The organism is Streptomyces sp. JK94 (assembly GCF_053613315.1).
In genome coordinates this window covers 205841-226294 of the sequence record NZ_JBSICH010000016.1, presented here as the reverse complement: position 1 = coordinate 226294, position 20454 = coordinate 205841, and the positions used below count along the sequence as shown (strand labels likewise).

16 protein-coding genes are annotated in these 20454 nt (G+C 71.9%); 8 read left to right on the top strand and 8 right to left on the bottom strand.

The window, feature by feature from the left end; all coding sequences use genetic code 11:
- Window positions 1-31 precede the first annotated feature (31 nt).
- On the bottom strand, window positions 32-658 hold the full coding sequence (locus ACVV2G_RS16855) for a TetR/AcrR family transcriptional regulator (RefSeq protein ID WP_453843499.1): 627 nt from the start codon (window positions 656-658) through the stop codon (window positions 32-34).
- A 362-nt stretch (window positions 659-1020) separates the two neighbouring features.
- On the opposite strand from ACVV2G_RS16855, the gene ACVV2G_RS16850 reads away from it, so the two are divergent.
- Together ACVV2G_RS16850 and ACVV2G_RS16845 are read left to right on the top strand one after the other, a co-directional pair.
- Window positions 1021-1227 carry an MbtH family protein gene (locus ACVV2G_RS16850; RefSeq protein ID WP_453843528.1) on the top strand — a complete coding sequence of 69 codons (207 nt, stop codon included), beginning with the start codon at window positions 1021-1023 and terminating at the stop codon, window positions 1225-1227.
- A gap of 25 nt (window positions 1228-1252) precedes the next feature.
- Window positions 1253-3487, top strand: coding sequence for a pyridoxal-phosphate dependent enzyme (locus tag ACVV2G_RS16845; protein ID WP_453843498.1), 2235 nt, complete (start codon window positions 1253-1255; stop codon window positions 3485-3487).
- 133 nt (window positions 3488-3620) lie between these two features.
- Here ACVV2G_RS16845 and ACVV2G_RS16840 read toward each other — a convergent pair whose 3' ends face one another.
- Together ACVV2G_RS16840 and ACVV2G_RS16835 are read right to left on the bottom strand one after the other, a co-directional pair.
- Window positions 3621-6152 (bottom strand): ATP-binding protein, encoded by a 2532-nt coding sequence (locus ACVV2G_RS16840; protein ID WP_453843497.1) that lies wholly within the window; start codon window positions 6150-6152, stop codon window positions 3621-3623.
- Window positions 6153-7000: 848 nt separating this feature from the next.
- Window positions 7001-7510, bottom strand: coding sequence for a helix-turn-helix domain-containing protein (locus ACVV2G_RS16835; RefSeq protein ID WP_453843527.1), 510 nt, complete (start codon window positions 7508-7510; stop codon window positions 7001-7003).
- Between the two features lie 327 nt (window positions 7511-7837).
- Here ACVV2G_RS16835 and ACVV2G_RS16830 point away from each other — a divergent pair, with 327 nt between their 5' ends.
- Entirely contained in the window at window positions 7838-8272 is a 435-nt protein-coding gene (locus ACVV2G_RS16830; RefSeq protein WP_453843496.1) for a peptidoglycan-binding domain-containing protein, read from the top strand.
- A gap of 145 nt (window positions 8273-8417) precedes the next feature.
- Here ACVV2G_RS16830 and ACVV2G_RS16825 read toward each other — a convergent pair whose 3' ends face one another.
- Window positions 8418-8939 carry an ATP-binding protein gene (locus ACVV2G_RS16825; RefSeq protein WP_453843495.1) on the bottom strand — a complete coding sequence of 174 codons (522 nt, stop codon included), beginning with the start codon at window positions 8937-8939 and terminating at the stop codon, window positions 8418-8420.
- A gap of 1062 nt (window positions 8940-10001) precedes the next feature.
- On the opposite strand from ACVV2G_RS16825, the gene ACVV2G_RS16820 reads away from it, so the two are divergent.
- Window positions 10002-12773, top strand: coding sequence for a glycosyl hydrolase (locus tag ACVV2G_RS16820; protein WP_453843494.1), 2772 nt, complete (start codon window positions 10002-10004; stop codon window positions 12771-12773).
- Window positions 12774-13055: 282 nt separating this feature from the next.
- On the opposite strand, the gene ACVV2G_RS16815 is transcribed toward ACVV2G_RS16820, so the two are convergent.
- The 4 genes from ACVV2G_RS16815 to ACVV2G_RS16800 all read right to left on the bottom strand — a co-directional run bounded on the left by ACVV2G_RS16815 (window position 13056) and on the right by ACVV2G_RS16800 (window position 17772).
- Complete coding sequence (locus ACVV2G_RS16815; protein ID WP_453843493.1) at window positions 13056-14597, bottom strand: FAD-dependent oxidoreductase; 1542 nt, start codon at window positions 14595-14597, stop codon at window positions 13056-13058.
- Between the two features lie 23 nt (window positions 14598-14620).
- Window positions 14621-15535 (bottom strand): AurF N-oxygenase family protein, encoded by a 915-nt coding sequence (locus ACVV2G_RS16810; protein WP_453843492.1) that lies wholly within the window; start codon window positions 15533-15535, stop codon window positions 14621-14623.
- Between the two features lie 538 nt (window positions 15536-16073).
- Window positions 16074-16466 (bottom strand): hypothetical protein, encoded by a 393-nt coding sequence (locus tag ACVV2G_RS16805; protein ID WP_453843491.1) that lies wholly within the window; start codon window positions 16464-16466, stop codon window positions 16074-16076.
- 640 nt (window positions 16467-17106) lie between these two features.
- Window positions 17107-17772 (bottom strand): fascin domain-containing protein, encoded by a 666-nt coding sequence (locus ACVV2G_RS16800; protein WP_453843526.1) that lies wholly within the window; start codon window positions 17770-17772, stop codon window positions 17107-17109.
- Between the two features lie 795 nt (window positions 17773-18567).
- On the opposite strand from ACVV2G_RS16800, the gene ACVV2G_RS16795 reads away from it, so the two are divergent.
- The 4 genes from ACVV2G_RS16795 (at window position 18568) to ACVV2G_RS16780 (ending at window position 20372) form a co-directional block, all read left to right on the top strand.
- The gene (locus ACVV2G_RS16795; protein ID WP_453843490.1) at window positions 18568-18813 is read left to right on the top strand and encodes a hypervirulence associated TUDOR domain-containing protein; all 246 of its coding nucleotides are present in this window, start codon (window positions 18568-18570) and stop codon (window positions 18811-18813) included.
- A gap of 7 nt (window positions 18814-18820) precedes the next feature.
- Complete coding sequence (locus ACVV2G_RS16790) at window positions 18821-19153, top strand: DUF3140 domain-containing protein (RefSeq protein ID WP_453843489.1); 333 nt, start codon at window positions 18821-18823, stop codon at window positions 19151-19153.
- A gap of 177 nt (window positions 19154-19330) precedes the next feature.
- Window positions 19331-19792: a hypothetical protein gene (locus tag ACVV2G_RS16785; protein ID WP_453843488.1), complete on the top strand. Its 462-nt coding sequence runs from the start codon at window positions 19331-19333 to the stop codon at window positions 19790-19792.
- Between the two features lie 73 nt (window positions 19793-19865).
- Window positions 19866-20372 (top strand): MarR family winged helix-turn-helix transcriptional regulator, encoded by a 507-nt coding sequence (locus ACVV2G_RS16780; protein WP_453843487.1) that lies wholly within the window; start codon window positions 19866-19868, stop codon window positions 20370-20372.
- The last annotated feature ends 82 nt before the right edge of the window (window positions 20373-20454 follow it).

Here is a 20454-nt window from a genome sequence, read left to right as displayed (position 1 = left end):
GGACGAACGGTTCGCACCCCGCGACGGGCCGCTAGGGGGACAGAGCGCAACGGGTGAAGATGTCCGTCAGCTCCCGGGCCAGACGGTCCGGATCGGCCACGGCGAACAACTCGTGGTGGCGGACCACGTTGTCGAGGGCGCCCTGCACGGCCAGCGCCAGCACCGGCGGGTCGGCGACGCGGAACTCGCCCGCACGGCAACCCTCTTCGAGCAGCGTCACCAGACCCTCCACCGACAGGGCGCTGCGCGCGACGTCGTCCAGTTCCAGGGCCGGCCGCTCGCGGACCAGCTCGGCGATCTCGGTGAGGGCCCGGGCGTGCGCCGGGTAACGGGCCATGAAGTCGAAGTGCGAGGAGATGTAGGCGCCCAGCTTCCCGCGGTACGTCGTCTCCTGCGCGACCCGGCTGGTTCGCAGTGCCCCCGCCTTCTCCACGATGGTCCGTACGACCTCCTGCAGTAATTGCGGTTTTCCCGCGAAATGGTAGGAGATCAGACCGGTGCTGCTCAGGTTCGCGTGTCTGCAGATCGCCGTGAACGACGTCTTCGTGTAGCCGATCTCGGCCAGCGTCTCGATCGTGGCCTCGACGATCTGCGCTCTGCGCGCCTCCTGGGTGAAGGTGCGGCCGTGCACGGAGCGGGACGGCAGGTCCCTGTACATCGTGTCCTCACATCGGTGGTCCTGGGCGCTTGTCCTGTCCCGGCCCGCCCAGGGACGGTCGCGCCCGGGGACGGCGGTGCGGCGGGGAGGGGCACGCGGACCCGCCCGAGGCCGAGACCGCTCCTCCCGGGAGCCGAACAGGGGTGGGGCGCCGCTGTACGTACCCAACCCGCGCCCCGGCAGCCCCCGTCCGGGAACTCCCGGAACACGGCCCCAGTTCTAGCAGGCACGTCACGAGTCGGCGGCGCCCGTGGCCGTAACGGTGGATCCCACCGAGGACCGGCCCGGCGCGCGCCGTGAGGATGACGGCGCGACGGTGGAGCGGCCACCGCGCGAAGACACGGGAAAGGGCGGTGGGACAGGTGAACCCGTTCGACGATCCGGACGCCACCTTCCAGGTCCTCGTCAACGACGAGGGACAGCACTCGCTGTGGCCCGCGTTCGCGGAGGTCCCCGACGGCTGGACCGTCGCGCACGACGAGGACAGCCGCGAGGCGTGCCTGGCCCACATCGAGGAGAACTGGACCGATCTGCGGCCCAGGAGCCTGATCGAGGCCATGGAAAGCTGACCGCGGCACACCCGGAGGAGCGCGCATGCGACATGACACCCTCGTCGACGCCATCGGGAACACCCCGGCCGTCCGGCTGCGGGTGGACGCCCCCGACGACGTCGAGGTCTACGCCAAACTCGAACTGCTCAACCCCTACGCGATGAAGGACCGCGTCGCCCGCCGCGTCATCCTGGAGGCCCGCCGCACCGGCGCCCTGCGCGAGGGCGCCCCCATCGTGGAGAGCTCCTCCGGCACCATGGCCCTCGGCGTCGCCCTGGTCGGCACCTACCTCGGTCACCCCGTGCACATCGTCACCGACCCCCGCATCGACCCCGTCACCCTCGCCAAGCTCGAGGCGATGGGCTGCAGCGTGCACGTCGTGGAGGCCATGACCGCGCAGGGGTGGCAGAGCGCCCGCCTCGAACGCCTCGCCGGCCTGATGCGAGACCTGCCGGGCGCCTGGTGGCCGCAGCAGTACAGCAACCCGGACAACCCGGCCGCCTACCGGACCCTCGCCGCCGAACTCCTCGACGACCTGGGCACCGTGGACGTCCTGGTCGGCTCCGTGGGCAGCGGCGGCTCGCTCTGCGGCACCTCCGCCGCGCTCCTGGAGCACCTGCCCGACCTGAAAGTGGTCGGTGTCGACTGCGTCGGCAGCGTGCTGTTCGGCCAGCCCGACCTCGCCACCCGCAAACAGAGCGGACTCGGCAACAGCCTCCACCCCGACAACATCGACCACCGGCTCCTCGACGAGGTCCACTGGCTCTCCGACGACGAGGCCTTCGACGCGACGAAGAGCCTCGCGAGGGAACAGAAGATCTTCGCCGGCAACACCTCCGGCTCGGTCTACCGGGTCCTCGCCCACCTCGCGGCCGGCGCCGCGCCCGGGACCCGGCTCGTCGGCATCATGCCGGACCGCGGGGACCGGTACGCCGAGACCGTCTACCGCCACCGGGCCGCGGGCCCCGTCGCCACCGCCCCCACCGAGGTGCCCTTCGGCACCACCGTCCACCGGTGGTCCTACGCGTCGATTCCGCGCAGACACCGCCCCGTGCTCGTCTTCGTCGAGTCCAACACCACCGGCACCGGCATGCTGGCCCTGCGCACCGCGACCAGGCTGGGCCTCGCCCCGGTCCTCCTGGCCAAGGACCCCGCCCGCTACGCCGGGCTGGAGGGTACCGGCTGCCACGCCGTCCGCTGCGACACCGAGAACGAAGCGGCCGTCCGGGCCGCCGCCGAGTCGGCGGCGGCGGGACGCCCCGTCGCGGGCGTCACCACCACCAGCGACTTCTACCTCGTCCACGCGGCAGCCCTGGCCCGGTCGTTCCGGCGGCCCGGCCACGCCCCCGACACCGCCGCACTCTGCCGCGACAAGTCCCTCAGCCGCGCCGTCCTGGGCGAAGCGGGTGTGCCGCAGCCCGCCCACGTCGTCGTCGAATCCGCCGACGGTGTCGCGGCGGCCGTCGCCCGCGTCGGACTGCCCTGCGTGGTCAAGCCGGCCGACGGCTCGGGCTCGCAGGACGTGCGCTGGTGCGCCGACGAGGCGGGCGCTCTCACACAGGCCGCACACATCCTCGCCACCACCGAGAACGTCCGGGGCCAGAAGCGCGCGGGCAGGGTACTCGTCGAGGAGTTCGCGCGGGGGCCCGAGTACAGCGTGGAGATGTTCTGCACCGGCGGCGAGGCCGTGTGCGTCGGGGTCACCCGACGGACCGCCACCGCACTGCCGTACTTCGTCGAGACCGGGCACCTCTTCCCGGCCGCACTGCCCCCCGAGGCCGAGGCGGAGCTGGCGGAGAGCGCGCGGCAGGCACTCAAGGCGATCGGCTTCGAACTGGGCCCCGCTCACGTGGAGGTCCGGCTGACCCCGGCGGGACCCGTCGTCATCGAGGTCAACGGACGCCTGGCCGGCGGCATGATCCCCGAACTGGTCCGCGCCGCGACCGGCATCGACCTGCTGGACCAGCATCTGCGCGCCGTCACCGGTCGCCCCCTCGCGCTCGAAGCGGACCGTGCCCGCCACGCCGGGCTGCGGTTCCTGACGGCGACGGAGTCCGGACGGCTGACCGGTATCACGGGTGCCGCCGAGGCCGCCCGCGTCCCCGGCGTCGAATCCGTCGTCACCACCGGGGCCCCGGGCCGTACGGTCCGCCCGCCGCGGGACGCCTACGACCGCCTGGGCCACGTGCTCGCCGTGGGCTCGACACCCCAGGACGTCGAGACCGCCCTGAACACCGCGACGGCACTGATCCGGGTGGAGACCACCCCGGCGCCCTGAGTGCACGGCACCGCCGGCCGGCCGAACAGCCGGCGGTGAACCCTCGGGCACCCCGTCACGCCCTGCGCACCGAAGCCGCCCGGCCCGGGCCGCCGCACCCACCGCCGCTCACGCGACGGCCGGACCACGGCGGCTACGCGCCCCGCAGCTCCGGCCGGACGACGCCGCCTCCGACTCCCACCCCTCGCAGCTTCTCCCGAGGGTCGGACAGCCGCCGCAGCACCGCCGCCGAGGACGCGGACGGCGCCGGCGCGGACACCTCCGGCGCGTCGGCCTGCCGCTGCGCCACCCAGGCCGCGATGTGGGCCCGGGACCGCAGCCCCAGCGTGGTGCGGATGTGGCGGATGTGCGTCTCCACCGTGCGCACGGACACATGGATCCGCGCCGCGATCTGGCGGTTGGTCAGGCCCTCCACGATCAGCGCCGCCACGTCCCGCTCCCGCTTGCTCAGCGGATGCGCGGCCCCCCTGCCCCGCGGCTCCACCGATTCCCCGCCGAGCGCCAGGCCCAGCGCCTGCCGCCATGGCATCGCACGACCTGCCTCCAGCCAGGACTCGGCCCGGCCCACGGGCAGTGCGCGCAGCGCGGTCTCACGCGCCTGCCGGACACGCTGCCGCCACCAACCGCTCCCCTCGAAGCCGCCGCCACGTACCCGCTCCGCCACACCCAGCAGCCGTACCCCGCGGTCGAACCGGTAGCCGCGCACGGCGACCAGCGCCAGCCCCTCCAACGCCCGTACGGCATCGGCGTGATGATACGCACGGCAGCGCAACGCCTCGGCGAAGTACTCCTCCGCGCGGTGCGCGTCGCCCTTCTCCAACGCCAGTGAACCGGCGGTGGACAGCACGGGGCTCAGCCACTGCGGTGCCACTCCGTCCCGCAGTACGGGAAGGGCTCGTTCAAGCTCGCGCTCCGCACCGGACGGGTCGCCGCTCTCCAGCCGGTGCCGGGCCAGGGCACCCAGGCTCAGCGCCACGAGGGTGCCGTGGTGCGACCGCAGCCCGATCTCCAGCGCCTCCTCCAGGTCGTCGACCGACGCCCGGCGCTCGTCCCGCATCTGACGCAGGATCCCGCGTACCAGCAGCAGCCTTCCCAGCAGAGGGGAACGGCCCTGCCGTCGTTCCTCCCGCACCGCCCGGTCGATCCGCCGCGCCGCCCCGTCGGGCTCGGAGTCCCGAACGGCCAGGGCCGTCGCCTCCAGCGCCACGGCGCGGTACATGGAGTCCGGCGTTGTCCGCTCCAGGGCGTGCACCACGAGCCCGGCCACCTCGGCGCTCCGCCCCCGCGCCCCCTCCACCGCGGCCAGCGCCCCGGCCAGGAGCAACTGGCGTTCGTCCGAGCCCGCTGCCAGGTGCCGCACCGCGTGGGCGAGGTTGACGCGCTCCTCGGCCAACCGGTCCAGCGCCGCGACCGGCACCACGGCCTCGTCGCGGAACGGAAGGGACATCGTTGTCAGCCAGGCGGTCAGCCGTTCGTACGTCGCCGTGTCCTCGCCCTCCGCGACGAGCCGCTCCTGCCCGAAGCAGAGCGTGGACTCCAGCATCCGGAAGCGAGCGGTGCCGACGCCCGTGCCGGCCAGCGGGGTGATGAGGGACTTTGCCTCCAGGGCGACCAGGAGTTCCGGCAGCGCGACCGCCGCCCCCGGCACGTCCGCCGTGACCGCCGCGGCCGCGTCCGGCCCGAATCCGCCCGGCAGGACCGACAGTCTGCGCAGCAGCGCCTGTTCCACCGGATTCAAGAGCGCGTACCCCCACTCCAGCGCGGCGCGAAGACTCTGATGGCGGTCGTCGGCGAGCCGCCAGCCGTTCGTCAGGAGCGCCAACCGGTCGTGCAGCCTGGAGCGGATCTCGGCCGGCGGGAAGACCCGGACCAGCCGGGCGGCCATCTCGATGGGCAGCGGCAGTCCGTCCAGACGAGCGCATATCTCGGCCACGTCGGCGGCGTTGTCCCGGCTGAGCCGGAAGTCCGGGGCGACGGCGCGGGCCCGGTCCATGAAGAGCGAGACCGCGTCCGAACGCAGACCGTCGGCGAGTGGGTCGACGGACTCGGGATCGCCGAGCGCCAGACCGGTCACGGAGAACACCGACTCGCCGGGCAGACACAACGGCTCCCTGCTGGTGGCGAGCACCCTGAGCCGAGGTCGTCCGGGGAACAACTCGGTCAGCAGGGTTCCGCACGTGTACAGCACGTGGTCGCAGTCGTCCAGGACGAGCAGCCTGTCCGGGGCCGTCGCCGCGCTCCCGTCGGGTTCGTCGCCGAGCGTGTCGAGGATGCGCCGGCGTACCGTGCCGGCGTCCCTGACCGCGCCCAGCCGCACCACCGACACGTCGCTCCGCCGGCCGCGCGCCTCCTGGCCGGCCACCTCCGACGCCAGCCGGGACTTGCCCACGCCGGCGGGCCCGGTCAGTGTCAGCAGCCGTACCTCGTGCAGCAGCCGGGTCAGCTCGACCAGTTCGTCGGCCCGGCCGACGAAGCTGCTCAACTGGGTCAGCAGTTCGCTGCCCAGCCCGGCGTCCACACCGCCGGACCGGTGCCGCAGCCGGTAGGAGCGCTGGCGGCAGGCGTTGGAGCAGTAGCGGGCCCGGGGCTGCGAGGTGCGGGACCGCTTGGTTCGGGTCAGGGAGGTTCCGCAGGTAGCGCACGTGACGGTCGTGGGGGTGGACATGGCACACACCTTTCGTGAGGTCGGCGGGTGCAGCGACGTGCTGTGTTCGGAAGACGAACCCGACTCTGGGGACACGCGAAGGGGCCGGTTCAAATGGGCCGGTCCAAACCAGAAAGGAAACCGGTGCGGCCGGACGCACCGGGACACCGGGGGAGCACGGGGGGAGGGGGGAGGCACGGGCGGGCGCCCGTTGATTGAGAAGAAGCCTTCCAGTGCATCGGCGCGCGATCGGGGCGCGGCCCGCCCGTCGGAAGGGCGAAGGAAAGTGGCACCGTCCGCAGCGGCTACCGGGGTTTCGCCGCGCTCGGCTCGGTCATCTGCCGGTGGGCCGGCCGCATCGGCTCAGCTGCCGGCCGTCGGTGCGCGGGGTATCTGCAAGGCGGGTGGTCACTACCGAACACCGTCTTTCTGCACTGAGATGTGGGGGTGTCACGGAGAACGAATGCCGAGGCGCGGACAGCAGGTTCGCTCCGCGTGATTGCCTCAGAGCCTAGGAATGGCCCAGTCCACGGGTCAAGCAATGCTTTGCACGTACCCAAAAGACTGTGGTTCGGGGGTTCGGTGGGACATCGTTTCCGTTTCCGTTTCCCTTGTGGGGCGGCCCGTTTCGAGCCCGTTTCGGAAGACGTTGCCGCACCATCGGCCGCGTGCAGGCCTCCGGGCGTCGCCGGGCGGACCCGTTTTCGCGGGAAGAAGGTGCCGGATCTCCTCCGTTTCCCCGCCACGGCTCACGACCCCGTTCTCACGGCTCACGGCTCACGGCGGAGGGGAGGGCCTGCGGCTTGACGGCTGCCGAGTCGACTTCTTCCTGACCCTGGTCGGCTATGCGGCGCGGCCGTGCGGAGGCGTCAGGCGGAGGGGTCGGCGTGACTCTGGTCGCGCCAGGCGCGAGGCGTCACTCCGTACGCCTGTTTGAAGACTGTGCTGAAGTGTGTGGCGTCCACGAACCCCCACCTCCGCCCAGTCGCCGCGATGGTGGGCAGCCGCGCGGTCGGTCCGGCCAACTCCCGCCTGCACTCGGCCAGTCGGCGGGTACGGATCCAGTCCCCGAGGCTGATGCCCGACCGGGACAGCACGGTGTGGAGGTGGCGCACGGAGAGGCCCTGCGCGGCGGCGATCCGTGCCGCCGACAGGTCGGGGTCGGCCAGATGCTCCCGGATGTACTGAGTGATCCGCAGGCTGAGTGTCGCCTCCAACGGCCTTCTGGCCAGGCGGGAGTCACCGTGCCCGGACCCCGTGTGGACGGAGGGGTTCTCGGCCCGAGGACGGTGGTCGATGTCGACGGCCACCACGGACTCCCACACCGCGTGACGGACCACTTCCTCCCGGTCCTGCGGCGGTATGTAAGCGGTGTCCAGGACCGGGCTCGCGTCGCGGCCCTTCGTCGGTGGCGGTGACCGAGCCGGCCCGGCAGTCGCCCTTCGACGCCGACGCTTCCCTGGATCAGGGTGTCGGAACTGTCTCGTGCGGGGCAACGGTTTCGGCGGGCACGCGCCGGGGCCCGCCTCGTGGCGCCTGACGCTGTGCACCACTGACAAAGCATCCGGCATGCATGACACAGTCCACGTCGCACGACGCCCCTAGGTTCTGCGGCGGACGTCGTCCCTGGCCTTGACGGCCGTGTGCCGACGGTGTCCGGCTGCGCGGAAGCATGACGTCTTTCATCGTGAAAGGAACTGACAGATATGCGTAAGCAGGGGAGAAGCAAGGTGCTTCTCGCGACGGGGACCCTGCTGGCGGCTCCGGCGGCAGGAGTGGTGACCGCCACTCCGGCCCAGGCGGCAGACGGCGTGTGCACGGGCTCGACCTCGGTCCCCAACGGGTCGACCGGCCGCCACTTCGTCTACCCGATCAACGGCGCCAACTTCACGATCTACTGCTACCCGCAGTACGGGCACTCCGGCGCCGGCGTCAAAGCCCTGCAGAAGAACTCGAACAGCTGCTACGGCGCGGGTCTCGCACTGGACGGCGAGTTCGGACAGGCCACCAGAACCGCTGTGCGAAACGTGCAGAGCAGGATCGGCGCGGCGGTCGACGGCGTCTACGGCCGCGAGACCATGGGCAAGATGAAGTGGGCCTGCTACAGCAACGAGACCGGCGCGCGGTACGGCTGCGTCTGAGACCCGGCACAGCCCTCGGTGTCCCCCCGCCCAACGGCCCTGCTCCGCTCTGCCCTGTCCTGCCTGCCTTGTCCTGCCTGCCCTGCCCTGCCCTGTCCTGTCCTGTCCTGATCCTGTCCGCTCGCCGTGCCGGACGACGCTGCGGTCACGGCTGGTGTCCCGGGTCGTTGCCCGGTGCCCCGTCGAGGTCGTGGCGGCCGGGGCCGGCGGGAGAAGGGGCCTGATGGAGGGAGACCTCGGCCGTGATCCGTTTGCCTTCGCCGGTGTGCTGGACGAGCAGGCGGCTGCTGAGGGCCGCGACGATCTCCAGGCCGTGTCCGCCCACACGGCGGGGGTTCGTCTCCCGGAGCACGGGCATGACGGGGGAGGTGTCCCAGACGGTGATCCGGACCACGCGACCACACGCGAGCGCTTGTACTTCCAGGCGGCCGGGGCCGGGAGCGTGTCGTGCGGCGTTGGTGACCAGTTCACTGACCACGAGCCGGACGTCGTCACCGGCGAACGGCGGCACCGTCACCTGCCGGACGCGGTGCAGGGCGGACAGCAGTGCGTCGGCTTCGGCCCGTGCCCGGGCGGCCGTGGGCGGTGTGCCGCCCCAGGCCAGGTGCCGACGCAGAGTGTCGTCCGGTTCCTGCCCGTCCGCCTGCTTCATAAGCGGTTGAGACATGGAGATCGTCACTCTCAGTTGAATGCTTCTGTACTTCTGCTCCCGCCTGGTGGCGGGCCGAGCACCGTCTACCCGTCCCGGACCGCGTTGTGGAAGGCGTGGGGCCGGGCAAACGGTACAGGCGGTGCCGGTGAAACCTCGAGGGTCGAAGTCCGCAGTGTCGTCCTGGCAGTGAAGAAGGAACCTGCGAGATCCGCAACCCCGAGGGCCGTGAGCATGCGCTGAAGGTTATCGCGGCGTTCGGCGGGACTTTCCCCGGGAACGGGGACCGCTTCGTCGCCCGCCTGTGTTCCGGAGCCCGCGCCGGACGCGGTCAGCTCATCGAAGGCCCCGGACACCGGCGGCCCCGACCGATCTCGAAGTCCGCACCCGGCGCCGCGTACTCGACGAGGCCGCCGAAGCGGGTAAAGGCGCGAGCCACCGCTTCCTCCGGCGTGAGGGACCGGCCGACACAGGCGACGACCAGTCGCCCCGCCCCGGTCGCGCGGGCGGTGTCGCCCGCGTCCTCGGGGTGTGGTGCACCCGGTCGCCCTCGACGGGTACCTGCGCGCTCTCGGCCTCGCACAGCAGTACGTCGCATCCGTCGGCCAGCTGCGTCGGGCTCGTGCAGGGGCCGTGTCGCCGGAGTACCAGGGTCCGGCCGGCGGCCTCGACGCGCAGGGCGAAGGCCGGGGTGCCGTGGGCCACGGCCCGGCTGGTCGGCCTGAGCGGGCCGACGGCCGCCTCGTGTCCGTCTCCGGCGCGCCGTCTCAGCCACGCCGTCTCCGGCACGTCGCCTCCGGCACGTCGCCACGCCGGTCGAGCCGGAAGGGATTCAGGGTACTCACCGGCGCGAGGCCACGGGAGATCCCCGGACACTGCGCGTACCCGTCGTACCCGTCGTACCCATTGCAAACGTCCCTCGCCCGCTCGCGCCGTCAAGACGTGAAGGCGCGACGGACGTGGGCGGGCGTCCATTACTGGCGGTGTTCAACATATTGACATGCGCATTACGGAGGCTTTACGTTCCGGCCATCTGAGAGCGCTCTCAGACTCATCTCCTGTACAGACTTGAGGTGGCGCATGACATCCCCACGCACCAGACCGGCAGTAGTCCTGCTCCTGACCTCGGCCCTCGCCGTCGTCGGCCTGGGCCCGGCCGCGGTACCGGCGGCCGCCGCCACCATTCCCGTGGGCTCCGGCAGCTACTCCGACACCCGGCCACCCGGCACGTCGGGCCCCACCACCAACACGGGAACGCCCGTCACGCCCAAAGTGACCGCCGCCGCCCGCAACCGGCCCCTCCCCAGCAACGACTGGTGGTCCTCCCTCGCCTTCCAGCGCTACGGCGACAACCCGTACTCCACGCCCATGTACGGGCATCCCCTCACCTACCAGGCCACGGCCGGCGGCCTCGACGTCGGCTACCCGACGTCTCCCTCGATCGTCGGTGACGGCCGCCAGTACGAGTACGCCCACAAGCGCGACCTCACCATCGGACTGACCGGTCTCAACTCGCCCGACACCAAGGCCGACGACTGGTCGGACTGGACGGTCACCCCCTACTGGTCCGACGGCGCCCGCACCCTGCGCACCACCATCGGCCACGGCTCCCCGTTCGTGTACGCCAAGGGCTCCGGCGGCAACGCCCAGATCACCACCGCCGGCGCACCCACCGTCTTCGCCGACCAGGGCAACGTCCTCGGCATCACCGTCGCCGGGCACCACTACGCCCTCTTCGCGCCGACCGGCAGCGACTGGAACGTCGCCGGGTCCACCGTCACCGCGGGCCTCGGTTCACGGGACTACTTCTCCGTCGCCGTGCTGCCGTCCACCGGCGCGCTGGCGACCTTCAAGAAGTACGCCTACAGCTTCGTCACCGGCTCGAAGGTCTCCTGGAGCTACACCGGCGGCACCGTCAGGGCCACCTACGCCCTCACCACCGAGGCGAAGGAAGGCACCGAGCGCGGCACGCTCCAGGCGCTGTACCGCCACCAGTGGCTGAACACCACGGACGCCTTGACGCCCTACACCTACGTCTCACCGCGCGGCACCATGAAGGTCCGCGAATCGGCCTCCTTCACCACGACCCAGAAGGCGTCCGCGGTGCTGCCCGCGCTGCCCAGGTCGAACGGTGTCGACACCGCCCGGCTGCGCGGTTACCTGAACGAGGCCGCGAACGCCTCGGACCCCTTCTCCGGTGCCTCGGACACCTACTGGACGGGCAAGGCCCTCGGCCGCCTCGCGCAACTCGTCCCGGTCGCCGAGCAGATCGGGGAGAACGGCATCCGCGACAAGCTCGTCGGGCTGCTCAAGGGCAAGCTCCAGGACTGGTTCACGGCGGGCGGCGCGAACGAGTTCAGCTACGACAAGGACTGGAAGACCCTCACGGGTTACCCCGCCTCCTACGGCAGCGACACCGAGCTGAACGACCACCACTTCCACTACAGCTACTACGTCTACGCGGCGGCGATCGTCGCCCAGTACGACCAGGCCTGGGCCGCCGACTCCGCCTGGGGCGGCATGGTCAAGACCCTGGTCCGGGACACCGCCAACCCCAGCCGCACCGACAGCGCCTTCCCCTTCCTGCGCGGCTTCGACGTCTACGCCGGCCACAGCTGGGCCTCGGGCCACCAGGGCTTCGCCGCCGGCAACAACCAGGAGTCCTCCTCCGAGTCCACCAACCTCAGCGCGGCTCTCGTCCTGTGGGGCTCCGCCACCGGCGACACCTCGCTGCGCGACCTCGGCACCTACCTGCTGACCACCGAGTCGGAGGCGATAGCCCAGTACTGGTTCGACGCCGACGAGCAGGTGTTCCCCTCCTCCTTCGGTCACGACACGGCCGGCATGGTCTGGGGAAGCGGCGCCGCCTACGCCACCTGGTGGACCGCCAACCCCGAGGAGATCCACGGCATCAACGTCCTGCCGGTGACCGGCGGATCGCTCCACCTCGGCGGCGAGAAGGCCGCGATCCGGCGCAACATCGCGGAGATGGAACGGGAGAACGGCGGTCCGGCCGTCGAATGGCGCGACATCCTCTGGGAGTTCCAGTCCTTCGCCGACCCGGCCGCCGCCAGGGCGAAGTGGGACGCGGGCCACGCCGCGTACACCCCCGAGCAGGGGGAGTCCAGAGCGCACACGTACCACTGGATCAACACCCTCGACGCCGTCGGCGCCCCGGACGCCACCGTGACCGGCGACATCCCCACCTCCGCGGTCTTCACGAAGGGGACGACCCGCACGTACGTCGCCCACAACCACGGCTCGTCGGCTCGGACCGTCACGTTCTCGGACGGCAGGACCCTCGCCGTGCCGGCTCGTTCCACCGCGAGCGGCACCGGCACGGGGACCGGGCCGGGGGAACCCGACCCGCCGGCCGGGAACACCTTCCAGCTGCGCAGCGGTGGTGTGCTGACCACGGCGACCGGCGGTACGCCGGGCAGCGACACGATCGCCTCCGGAGGCGGCGCCAACCACGACGGCAGCCCGTACCAGCCCCTCGTCTACGAGGCCCGGGGCGTCGACGGCACCCGCACTCCGGGCGCGGGAACCGCCTTCCGGCTCCAGGTGGACGCCGGCACCACGGTCGGCCTCGGCCAGCAGGCCCGGGTCAGCTACGACCTCACCGGTGACGGCACCTTCGACCGGACCGAGACGTACCACTACTTCGCGACCGACCCGGTCGCAGGCTGGGAGGAGTACACGCAGGCACGCGGCCTGAGGACGGCCACGGGCGCACTGGGCGACCTCAGGGGCGGCACCGTACGCCTCGAGGTCTGGAGCGCCATCGGCAACGGGACCGCCAAGCTCCGGACGAGCACGGACGGCTCCGTGGTCGTGATCCCGTACAGCTGAACCGGCGAACACCGTGCGGCGGGCAACCGTGCAGCTCCGCTGCCCGCCGCACCGGCGTACCCGGACCGGTCACCGGTCCGGGTACGCCGCCGTCACACCTCGGGAAGCCGTCGTGGGCGGACCTTCGCCATCCGGTCCGGCCGCCCCGACCGGCTGCGTGGCAGCCTGCCGGTGCCGACGGTCGGCTGCCACGGAGGGCTGATGCGCGCGGCTGTGGCGGAGGGCTGTTCCGCGCGGCTGTGGCGGACGGGCTGATGTGCGGCGGCTGCGGCGGAGGGCCGGTCAGCGGCGGTCGCGGCGGTGGCGTGCGAGGCGGTGGAACGCCTTCGGCCCCGCGGCCGGAGGGGGCAGTACTCCCGCGACCGCGTCGGCGAGCAGGGTGCCGACCGTTTCGGCCGCGCAGCCTCGGTTGGCGCCGATGCCCCCGGAGGGCCCCCTCTTGATCCAGCCCACCACGTACGTCCCGGCCCGTCCGGTCACCCGGCCGCGCTCGTGCGGAACCGTCCCGGTCGCCTCGTCGAACGGGAGCCCCGCCTGCGGCACCCCGCGGTAGCCGATCGCCCGCAGTGCCATGCCGGCCGGGATCTCCCGCTCACCGGTGCCGCCGGTGACGCGCACGGCGCGCATGTGCGCGTCCCCGCACACGTCCACGGGCGTGGACAGGAAGCGGAACACGATGCGGCGCCGCCGTCCCGCCGCGTGCGGCGGCACGGACCAGTCGACGGCCTCCCGCGCCACGCCCCGCAGCACCGCCGCCTTGTCCTGCGGGCCCGCGGCGTCGATCGCCGCCCCGACGCGCGGATCGTGGTCGTCCACGACCAGGTCCACCCCGGGAAGGTGCTTCAGCGCCAGCAGCTCGGACCGGGTGCACGCGGCGTCCTCGGGACCGCGGCGTCCGAGCAGCACCACCTCGCGCACCCTGCTGCGGCGCAGCTCCGCCAGCGCGTGGCGCGCGACGGTCGTGCCGGCCAGTGTCTCGGGGGCGGAGACCAGGATGCGGGCGACGTCGAGGGCGACGTTGCCGTTGCCGACCACGAGCACGCGCTCGGCCGAGAGGTCGACGGCGTCCGGTGCGACGTCCGGGTGTGCGTTGTACCAGGCGACGAACGTGGTCGCGGAGAGGCTGCCGGTCCGGTTCTCGCCGGGTATGCCGAGCCGCCGGTCCGTCGCGGCGCCGACGGCGTAGATCACCGCGTCGTGGTGTGCGGCGACCTCCTCCGCCGTGACGCCGGCGCCCACCTCCAGGCCGAGGTGCATGCGCACGCGCGGGTGCGTGTGGAAGCGGGCGAAGGTGTCGCCGATCTTCTTGGTCGCAGGGTGGTCCGGGGCCACGCCGTAGCGGATCAGACCGCCGGCGGCCGGAAGGCGGTCGATGAGCGTCACTTCGGCCCGGGTGTGCAGCAGCAGGTCCTCGGCGGCGTACATGCCCGCCGGCCCGGTCCCCACGATCGCGACCCGCAGCGGCCCGAAGTCCGACGGCAGGACCCGTGCGAAGGCCGGCTCGCCCCAGGCGTGGAAGTTCGGTCCGAAGGAGCCCGTCCCCGGCGCCCCCGCTCCCGTTTCCTCCTCGCCGTGCTCGAAGTAGGCCGCGTTGATGCCGGCGTACTCGCGCTGATCGACGGTCAGGCCGTCGACCGGGAAGACGGCGTCCACCGGGCAGGCGTCGGCGCATGCGCCGCAGTCGATGCAGGTCTTCGGGTCGATGTGCAGCATCTCCGTGCTGCCGAAGGCCCGCTCCTCGGGTGTGGGGCGTATGCAGTTGACCGGACAGACGGACACGCACGTGGCGTCGTTGCAGCAGGTCTGGGTGATCGCGAAGGCCATGTCGTCCGCTCGGCTCCGGGTCGTCAGATCAGGTTGGCGCGCTTGTAGAAGAACAGCGCGGGCTTGGTGAGCAGACCCACCGACGTCAGGAACTCCATCAGGCCGGAGCAGCTCGACCGCATCATCGACTTGTGGTGCTCGTTGGCCTTCGCCTCACGCAGGGCGCGGTCCTCGTCCAGTCCGGCGTTCGCGTAGACCTTCCGGTTCACCATGCTGGTGACGATCACGTAGGCCGACACGGCGATCAGGAGCGACTGGATGCGGCGGCGTGTGCGCCCGGCCCGCGCGAGGTGCCTGCGCGTCTCGTCACGGGCGAACTTCATGTGCCGTGATTCCTCGACGACATGGATGTTGTTGATGGTGCGGACGAACGGCACGACGCGTTCGTCGCGCATCCAGTCGCGCTGCATGACGTCGAGGACCTCCTCGGCGACCAGGATCGACGCGTACGCCCCCTCACCGAAGGCGACGGTCTTGAACAGCCGGCCGAGTTCGACCGCCACCCGGTGCGGTCGGTAGGCCGGTGCCCGGAGCTTCTTCGCCCCGCGGGCGAACATGATCGAGTGGCGGCACTCGTCGGCTATCTCGGTGAGCGCCCACTGGAAGGTGTCGCTGGTGGGGTCCTTGGCGTAGATGTCCCGCAGCACCATCTGCTGAAGGATCATCTCGAACCATATGCCGGTGCTCGCCACCGACGCGGCCTCCTGCCGCGTCAGTGCCTTGCGCTGCGCGTCGGTCATCTCGTCCCAGTACGCCGTCCCGTACAGGGTGCTCCACTCCGGGCTGGTCCCGTGGAGGCCTTCGTCGAGCGGCGTCTCCCAGTCGACCTCGGTGAGCGGGTCGTACGAGAGCTGCGCGGACGAGTCCAGCAGCCGGCGCGCAACGCCGTCGTCGGCCGTACGGCTCCTGGTCTTGGGTCGCGAGATGCTGAGGGCCATGTCGGGACTCCTCGAGTCGGTCCGGTCCGGGGTATGCCTCGTCCTCGGCTGCCATTACTGGGGGTAACAACACCTTGTTGACGGACTTTATAGCAAGAGGGGCCTGGTGCATACCCCGGAGTAACCCTCGGCTGTTCCGGCCCGGTCGGCGTGGGGCCGAGGCCTGGGGGCCGGTCGGCCGGGCGCGGCCGGGGGTGCGTCGAGGAGGCCGGGCGCGTCCTGGGAGGCCGGCGGTGAGCAGCGCCTGAGGGCGGGGGAGCCTTCCGCCGTTCCGGCGCTGCGCACCGCGGTTCCGGTGGTGCCCGCGCGACGGGACCGGCTTCGTGGACGTCCCGAGTGCCGGAGTCCTGTCCGTGTCGTCCGGGGGCGTCGCCGTCCCGGGGGCGCCGTCTCGGGGGGCTGGTCGTTGCGGAGGGGGGGGCGGGCGCATCCGGCCAGGTCGCTCGCGCCGCTCACCGCGGTCCGCGTCAGTCGTGGCGCGGCGGAGGACGCTCCCGCCAGGCGCTCTCACCCGGGGAGGAGCGTCGCTCCGCCCGGGTCAGCGGCTGTGCGGTCGGAGCCGGTTCGGCCGGTGCGCCGCGTGACCGCGCCCCGTCGTTTCGTCGGCCGGGCCGACGCCTCCCCGGCCCTCCGTGCGGCCGGCCGGCTCGTCGCGCTCCGCGGTGGCCCGCCTGGCGGTCTCCCTTTCCCTGCGGTGCTTCTTGCCGCGGCGGCGTGCCAGCATCGCTCCGGCGAGCAGCATCCACATGCCCAAGCCGAAGATCAGAGTCAGGGCGATGCCGCCGAGGAACGCGCCGAGCGTGCTGATCGTGAACGGCTGGCTCCCCAGCAGGGTCACCGTGTAGTCCGGGCCACCGGACAGGTTGTACGCGATCAGCAGCCCCGCGAAGGCGGCGGCGCCGGCCATGAGCAGAAGTCCCAGCACCAGCATGGTTCTCACCTCGTCGCATGTGAGGGGGCCCCAAACGGGTTACCCGGAGAAAAGGTGTAAAACGCACCCTGATGGCCTCTGGTGCAGCCGGCAGGCCGGGGGCGGGCGGGGGAGCAGACCGGTGACGGCGGTGACGTAGGCGTGGGCGGCGCCGGCCCGGCAAGGGTCGAAGCGCCCCCCCCGGGGAGACCGGGGGGCTCTCGTCTCACGACCAGACCGGTCGTCCTTCGGTGGCCTCGCGGGCCGGATGGCTTCCGTCGGCGATCGTCGGGATCTTTGCCACGGAGGCGAAGTGAGCGCAGTGAGCCGGTGGTGCGTACTCGCCGGCGTCCGGAGGCCCCGTGCGACCGCGCCACTGCGGGGTTGCCGTTCGAAACCGATGCCGGGCGCCGCCGTCCGCAGGTGCGCACAAGAACGCCGCTGTGCGGGGCGGTGACTGAAATGCCCAGCGGAGACGGTACTTCGCGTGCACCGACCGCCCGGAACCCGGAGGGGCACTCGGTGTCGTGAGGGGGGCCGGCCGGTCCACAGGGCGACGATCCGCCGAATGCCGAACAGACTGTGCCACGCCCCCCTGCATCCAGCCCAACGGCCCACCGGTGCCCGCGAAGACGCGGGCACCGGTGGGCCGTTCGGTCGGTCAGGCGCCGATGTCGTAGAGGACGAACTCCTCCCAGGAACCGCTGATCTCGGCGGAGCGGGCGCGCAGGGCGTACTGGAGCGAACCGGTGTAGCTGTTCTCCATGGTGACGAAGAGCCCGTTCAGCGTGGACTGGAGCGCCCAGCGGTCCGCGCTCTCGCTGTAGTACAGGAAGAACCGCTCCCAGCCGCCCACACTCGTGGAGCGGGCACGCAGGACGTTCTGCGCGGTGCCGGTGTAGTTCTTCTCCACCGCCACGTAGCGGTCGTTCGCCAGGGACTTCAGGGCGTACGTCTCGGTGGCCTCGTCCCACTCGAAGGCGAAGCCCTCCCAGGAGCCACCGAACTCGGCCGAACGGGCGCGCAGCACACCGGTGTTCGGGGCGGCGTAGTTGGCCTCGGCGGCCACGTACCGGCCGTTGCGGACCGACTGCATCGCCAGCAGCTCGGGCTCCTCGGCCGCGGTCGCCGCGGCCTCCCCGGCGGCGAGCGGGACCCGCCGGGCATCCGTCCCCTCGGTGATTCGCGCCAGGCCGGCGGGGTCCACCGCCTCCCATCCGGCGGGCGCGGAGGCCGGCCGGTCGGCGGCCGGGGCCGCCCCGGCCGCGGGAGCGACCAGCGCGGAGGTCGCCAGCACGGCGCTCAGGGACAGAAGGACGGAGGTCAGACGTCTCACAGGATTCCTCAGCTTTCGTCAAACGGATACCGGGGCGGCGAGACAATGGACCCGCGATGGATTCCAGGTCGCTTTCTCAGGGAGTCGGCGGCAGCAATGGAAAGCGGCCATTGCGCACGCGTGACGAAGTGTTTCCCCTGGCGACGAGATCCCCCGAATTTCTCCGCACCCCCCGAAGACTGCGGTCGGCGTCCCTCCCCGGACGCGTCGGCAGCCGCTGCGCCCACTCGGCGAAGCGATCTCAGCATAGTGACGTCGACGTGCGTTTTGGAACGGATCTGTCGGTAAGACGGCGAGAGTCGAACGCAATTGCGTTCAATTATGAATCACGCGGTTTCCCGTTCATGCCCAGGCAATGCACCGTTCCCATGGCGGCCACTGTGCGGGGCCGGGGCGGGGCGGCCGACGGGATCGTCACCATCGAGGGGGGAGGCCCGAGGCCCATCGGACCGCTCGCGGGTGCCGGCGGGGCGCGGCCGAGTGGTGGAACGCCGGCGCCGGGCTCACGCTGTTGCACAGGCGAAGGAGGGCGCATGGTGAGCAACGGGCACGGCCGGGCGCCGCACGTCCTCGTGGCCGGGGGCGGTCTCGACCGGGAGCGCGTTCTCGACGGCGTACGTGGCGACCGACCGCCGGTCGGCCGTGTCGGTGCCGTACAGCCATGCGCCCCTGTGGCCGCCGAGCCGGACCACGCGCCGGGCCGAGGGCCGCTACGTGTGCGGGACCACCGCGCCACCGGATCGGTCCACGACCCCGCGAACGACCGACGAACCGAGGAGCACCGAGATGGCGAAGAACCGCGACAAGGGTCAGCACCGCGACAAGGGCGAAAACATCGAGGAGGGCGACAAGGTCAGCTGGAGCACCCACGGCACCCGGACCGAGGGCGAGGTGGAGGAGAAGATCACCAAGCGGACCGAGGCCGCGGGCCGCACGGTGGACGCGTCCTCCGACGATCCGCAGTACGAGGTCCGCAGTGACAAGTCCGGCAAGTCCGCGGTGCACAAGCCGTCCGCCCTGAAGAAGAAGTGAGGCGGACGTGGACGGCGAGGACCGCAAGGAGACCTGGGACGGTTTCCACGAGCTGGTGAACATGACACCGGCCGAGATGGAGAAGTGGCTGGACTCCGACCGGTCGAAGGACGCCGGGCAGCACCAGGACGGGGGAGAGTCCACCGGGCACGCGTCCGGCCGCCGGATCGTGGAGATCCTGCGGACGCGGAAGGGCGACCTCACGGACGACGACTACCGGCACATGCGCAAGGTCGTCGGCTACATCCGCCGCCACCTGGCCCAGCGACCCTCGGGCGACGTCCGGGACACCCGGTGGCGGTACTCGCTCATGAACTGGGGCCACGACCCGACGACATGACTCCGCGGCCCCGCTCCTCGCCCGGCACACGCCGCGCCCCCACCCCGCGCCCCCACCCCGCGCCCCCCACCCCGCACTCCCGCCAGGCGCTCCGCACCCCCGCCACCCGCCTCGCACCCCATGGCGCACCCCCCACCCCTACCGAAGAAGCACATCGAAGGAAGGAACCGTCCACGCATGGAGGACCAGGACCCGCACCGCCGCCCCGAGGGTCTCGACGACGACACGGTGGCAGCCCTCGGATCACTGTCCAAGGCCCTGGAGACGACCGAGCGTGCCCGTGGGCACCTCTTCTCCTTCCACCAGCTCACCGGCACGGCGGACCTCGAACTGGACCGCGCGGTGGAACTGCTGCGCGAGACGGGCCACCCGGAGTGGGCGGCGCGGGTCGAGCGGGAGATCCTCGGCCGCAACGTCATCCCGGGCCACTGGACGTTCCAGATCGTCGAGGCCTACGACCGGACGTACTACCAGGCGTTCAAGGACCTGGAGCGCGAGGCGGTGGAGCGGCTCGCCGAAGGGCGCGACCACCTGTACGAGGCGGAGATGAAGAAATCCCGCCGGACCCGGGACCACCCGGACCACACGGCCCGCCCCGGCAGCCCCGGCACCCGGCGGCCGGACGCCCCCTTCACCTGACGGCGGCGCCCCGCCCGGGCACCCGGCGGCGCACCCGCGACCGGCACCGTAGAGCCTTCTATACGCTGATCACGTGTCGACAGCGAACCAGCGCGGACAGCACGCGCACGAGCGGGGGACCCGGACCGGGTCCGAGACGGGCGAACTGCAGGAGCTCGCCGCGCGGATGAGGCGGATGAACGGCGAGATCAACCGCCTCGTGCACGGCTTCGCCGGCACCCACGGAGTGCACGCCACCGACGTGCAGGCGCTGGCCGCGATCCTGGACGCGCGGGAACCCATGACGCCGGGGCGGCTGCGCGAGCACCTCGGGCTCACGTCGGGCGCGGTCACGGCCTGCGTGGACCGGCTGGAGCGTGCGGGGCACGTGCGCCGGGTCCGGGAGAGCGCCGACCGCCGTGTGGTCCATCTGCACTACGTGCCCGACGCCCGCGCGGCGGCCCGGACCTACTTCCGTCCGCTGGCCGAGGCGGCGGCCGCCACCTGCGCACGCTTCGACGAGGACGAGATGGCGGTCGTGCTCCGCTTCTTCGCGGCGATGAACGAGGAACTGGGTCTCGTGCGGTCGACCGGGTGCTGATCCCCCGGCGCGTGGTGCATCCGGGGGAGAGAGCCGGGCAGTAGTGAGCGTGTCACCCCGACCCAAGTAATTCAATCATTGA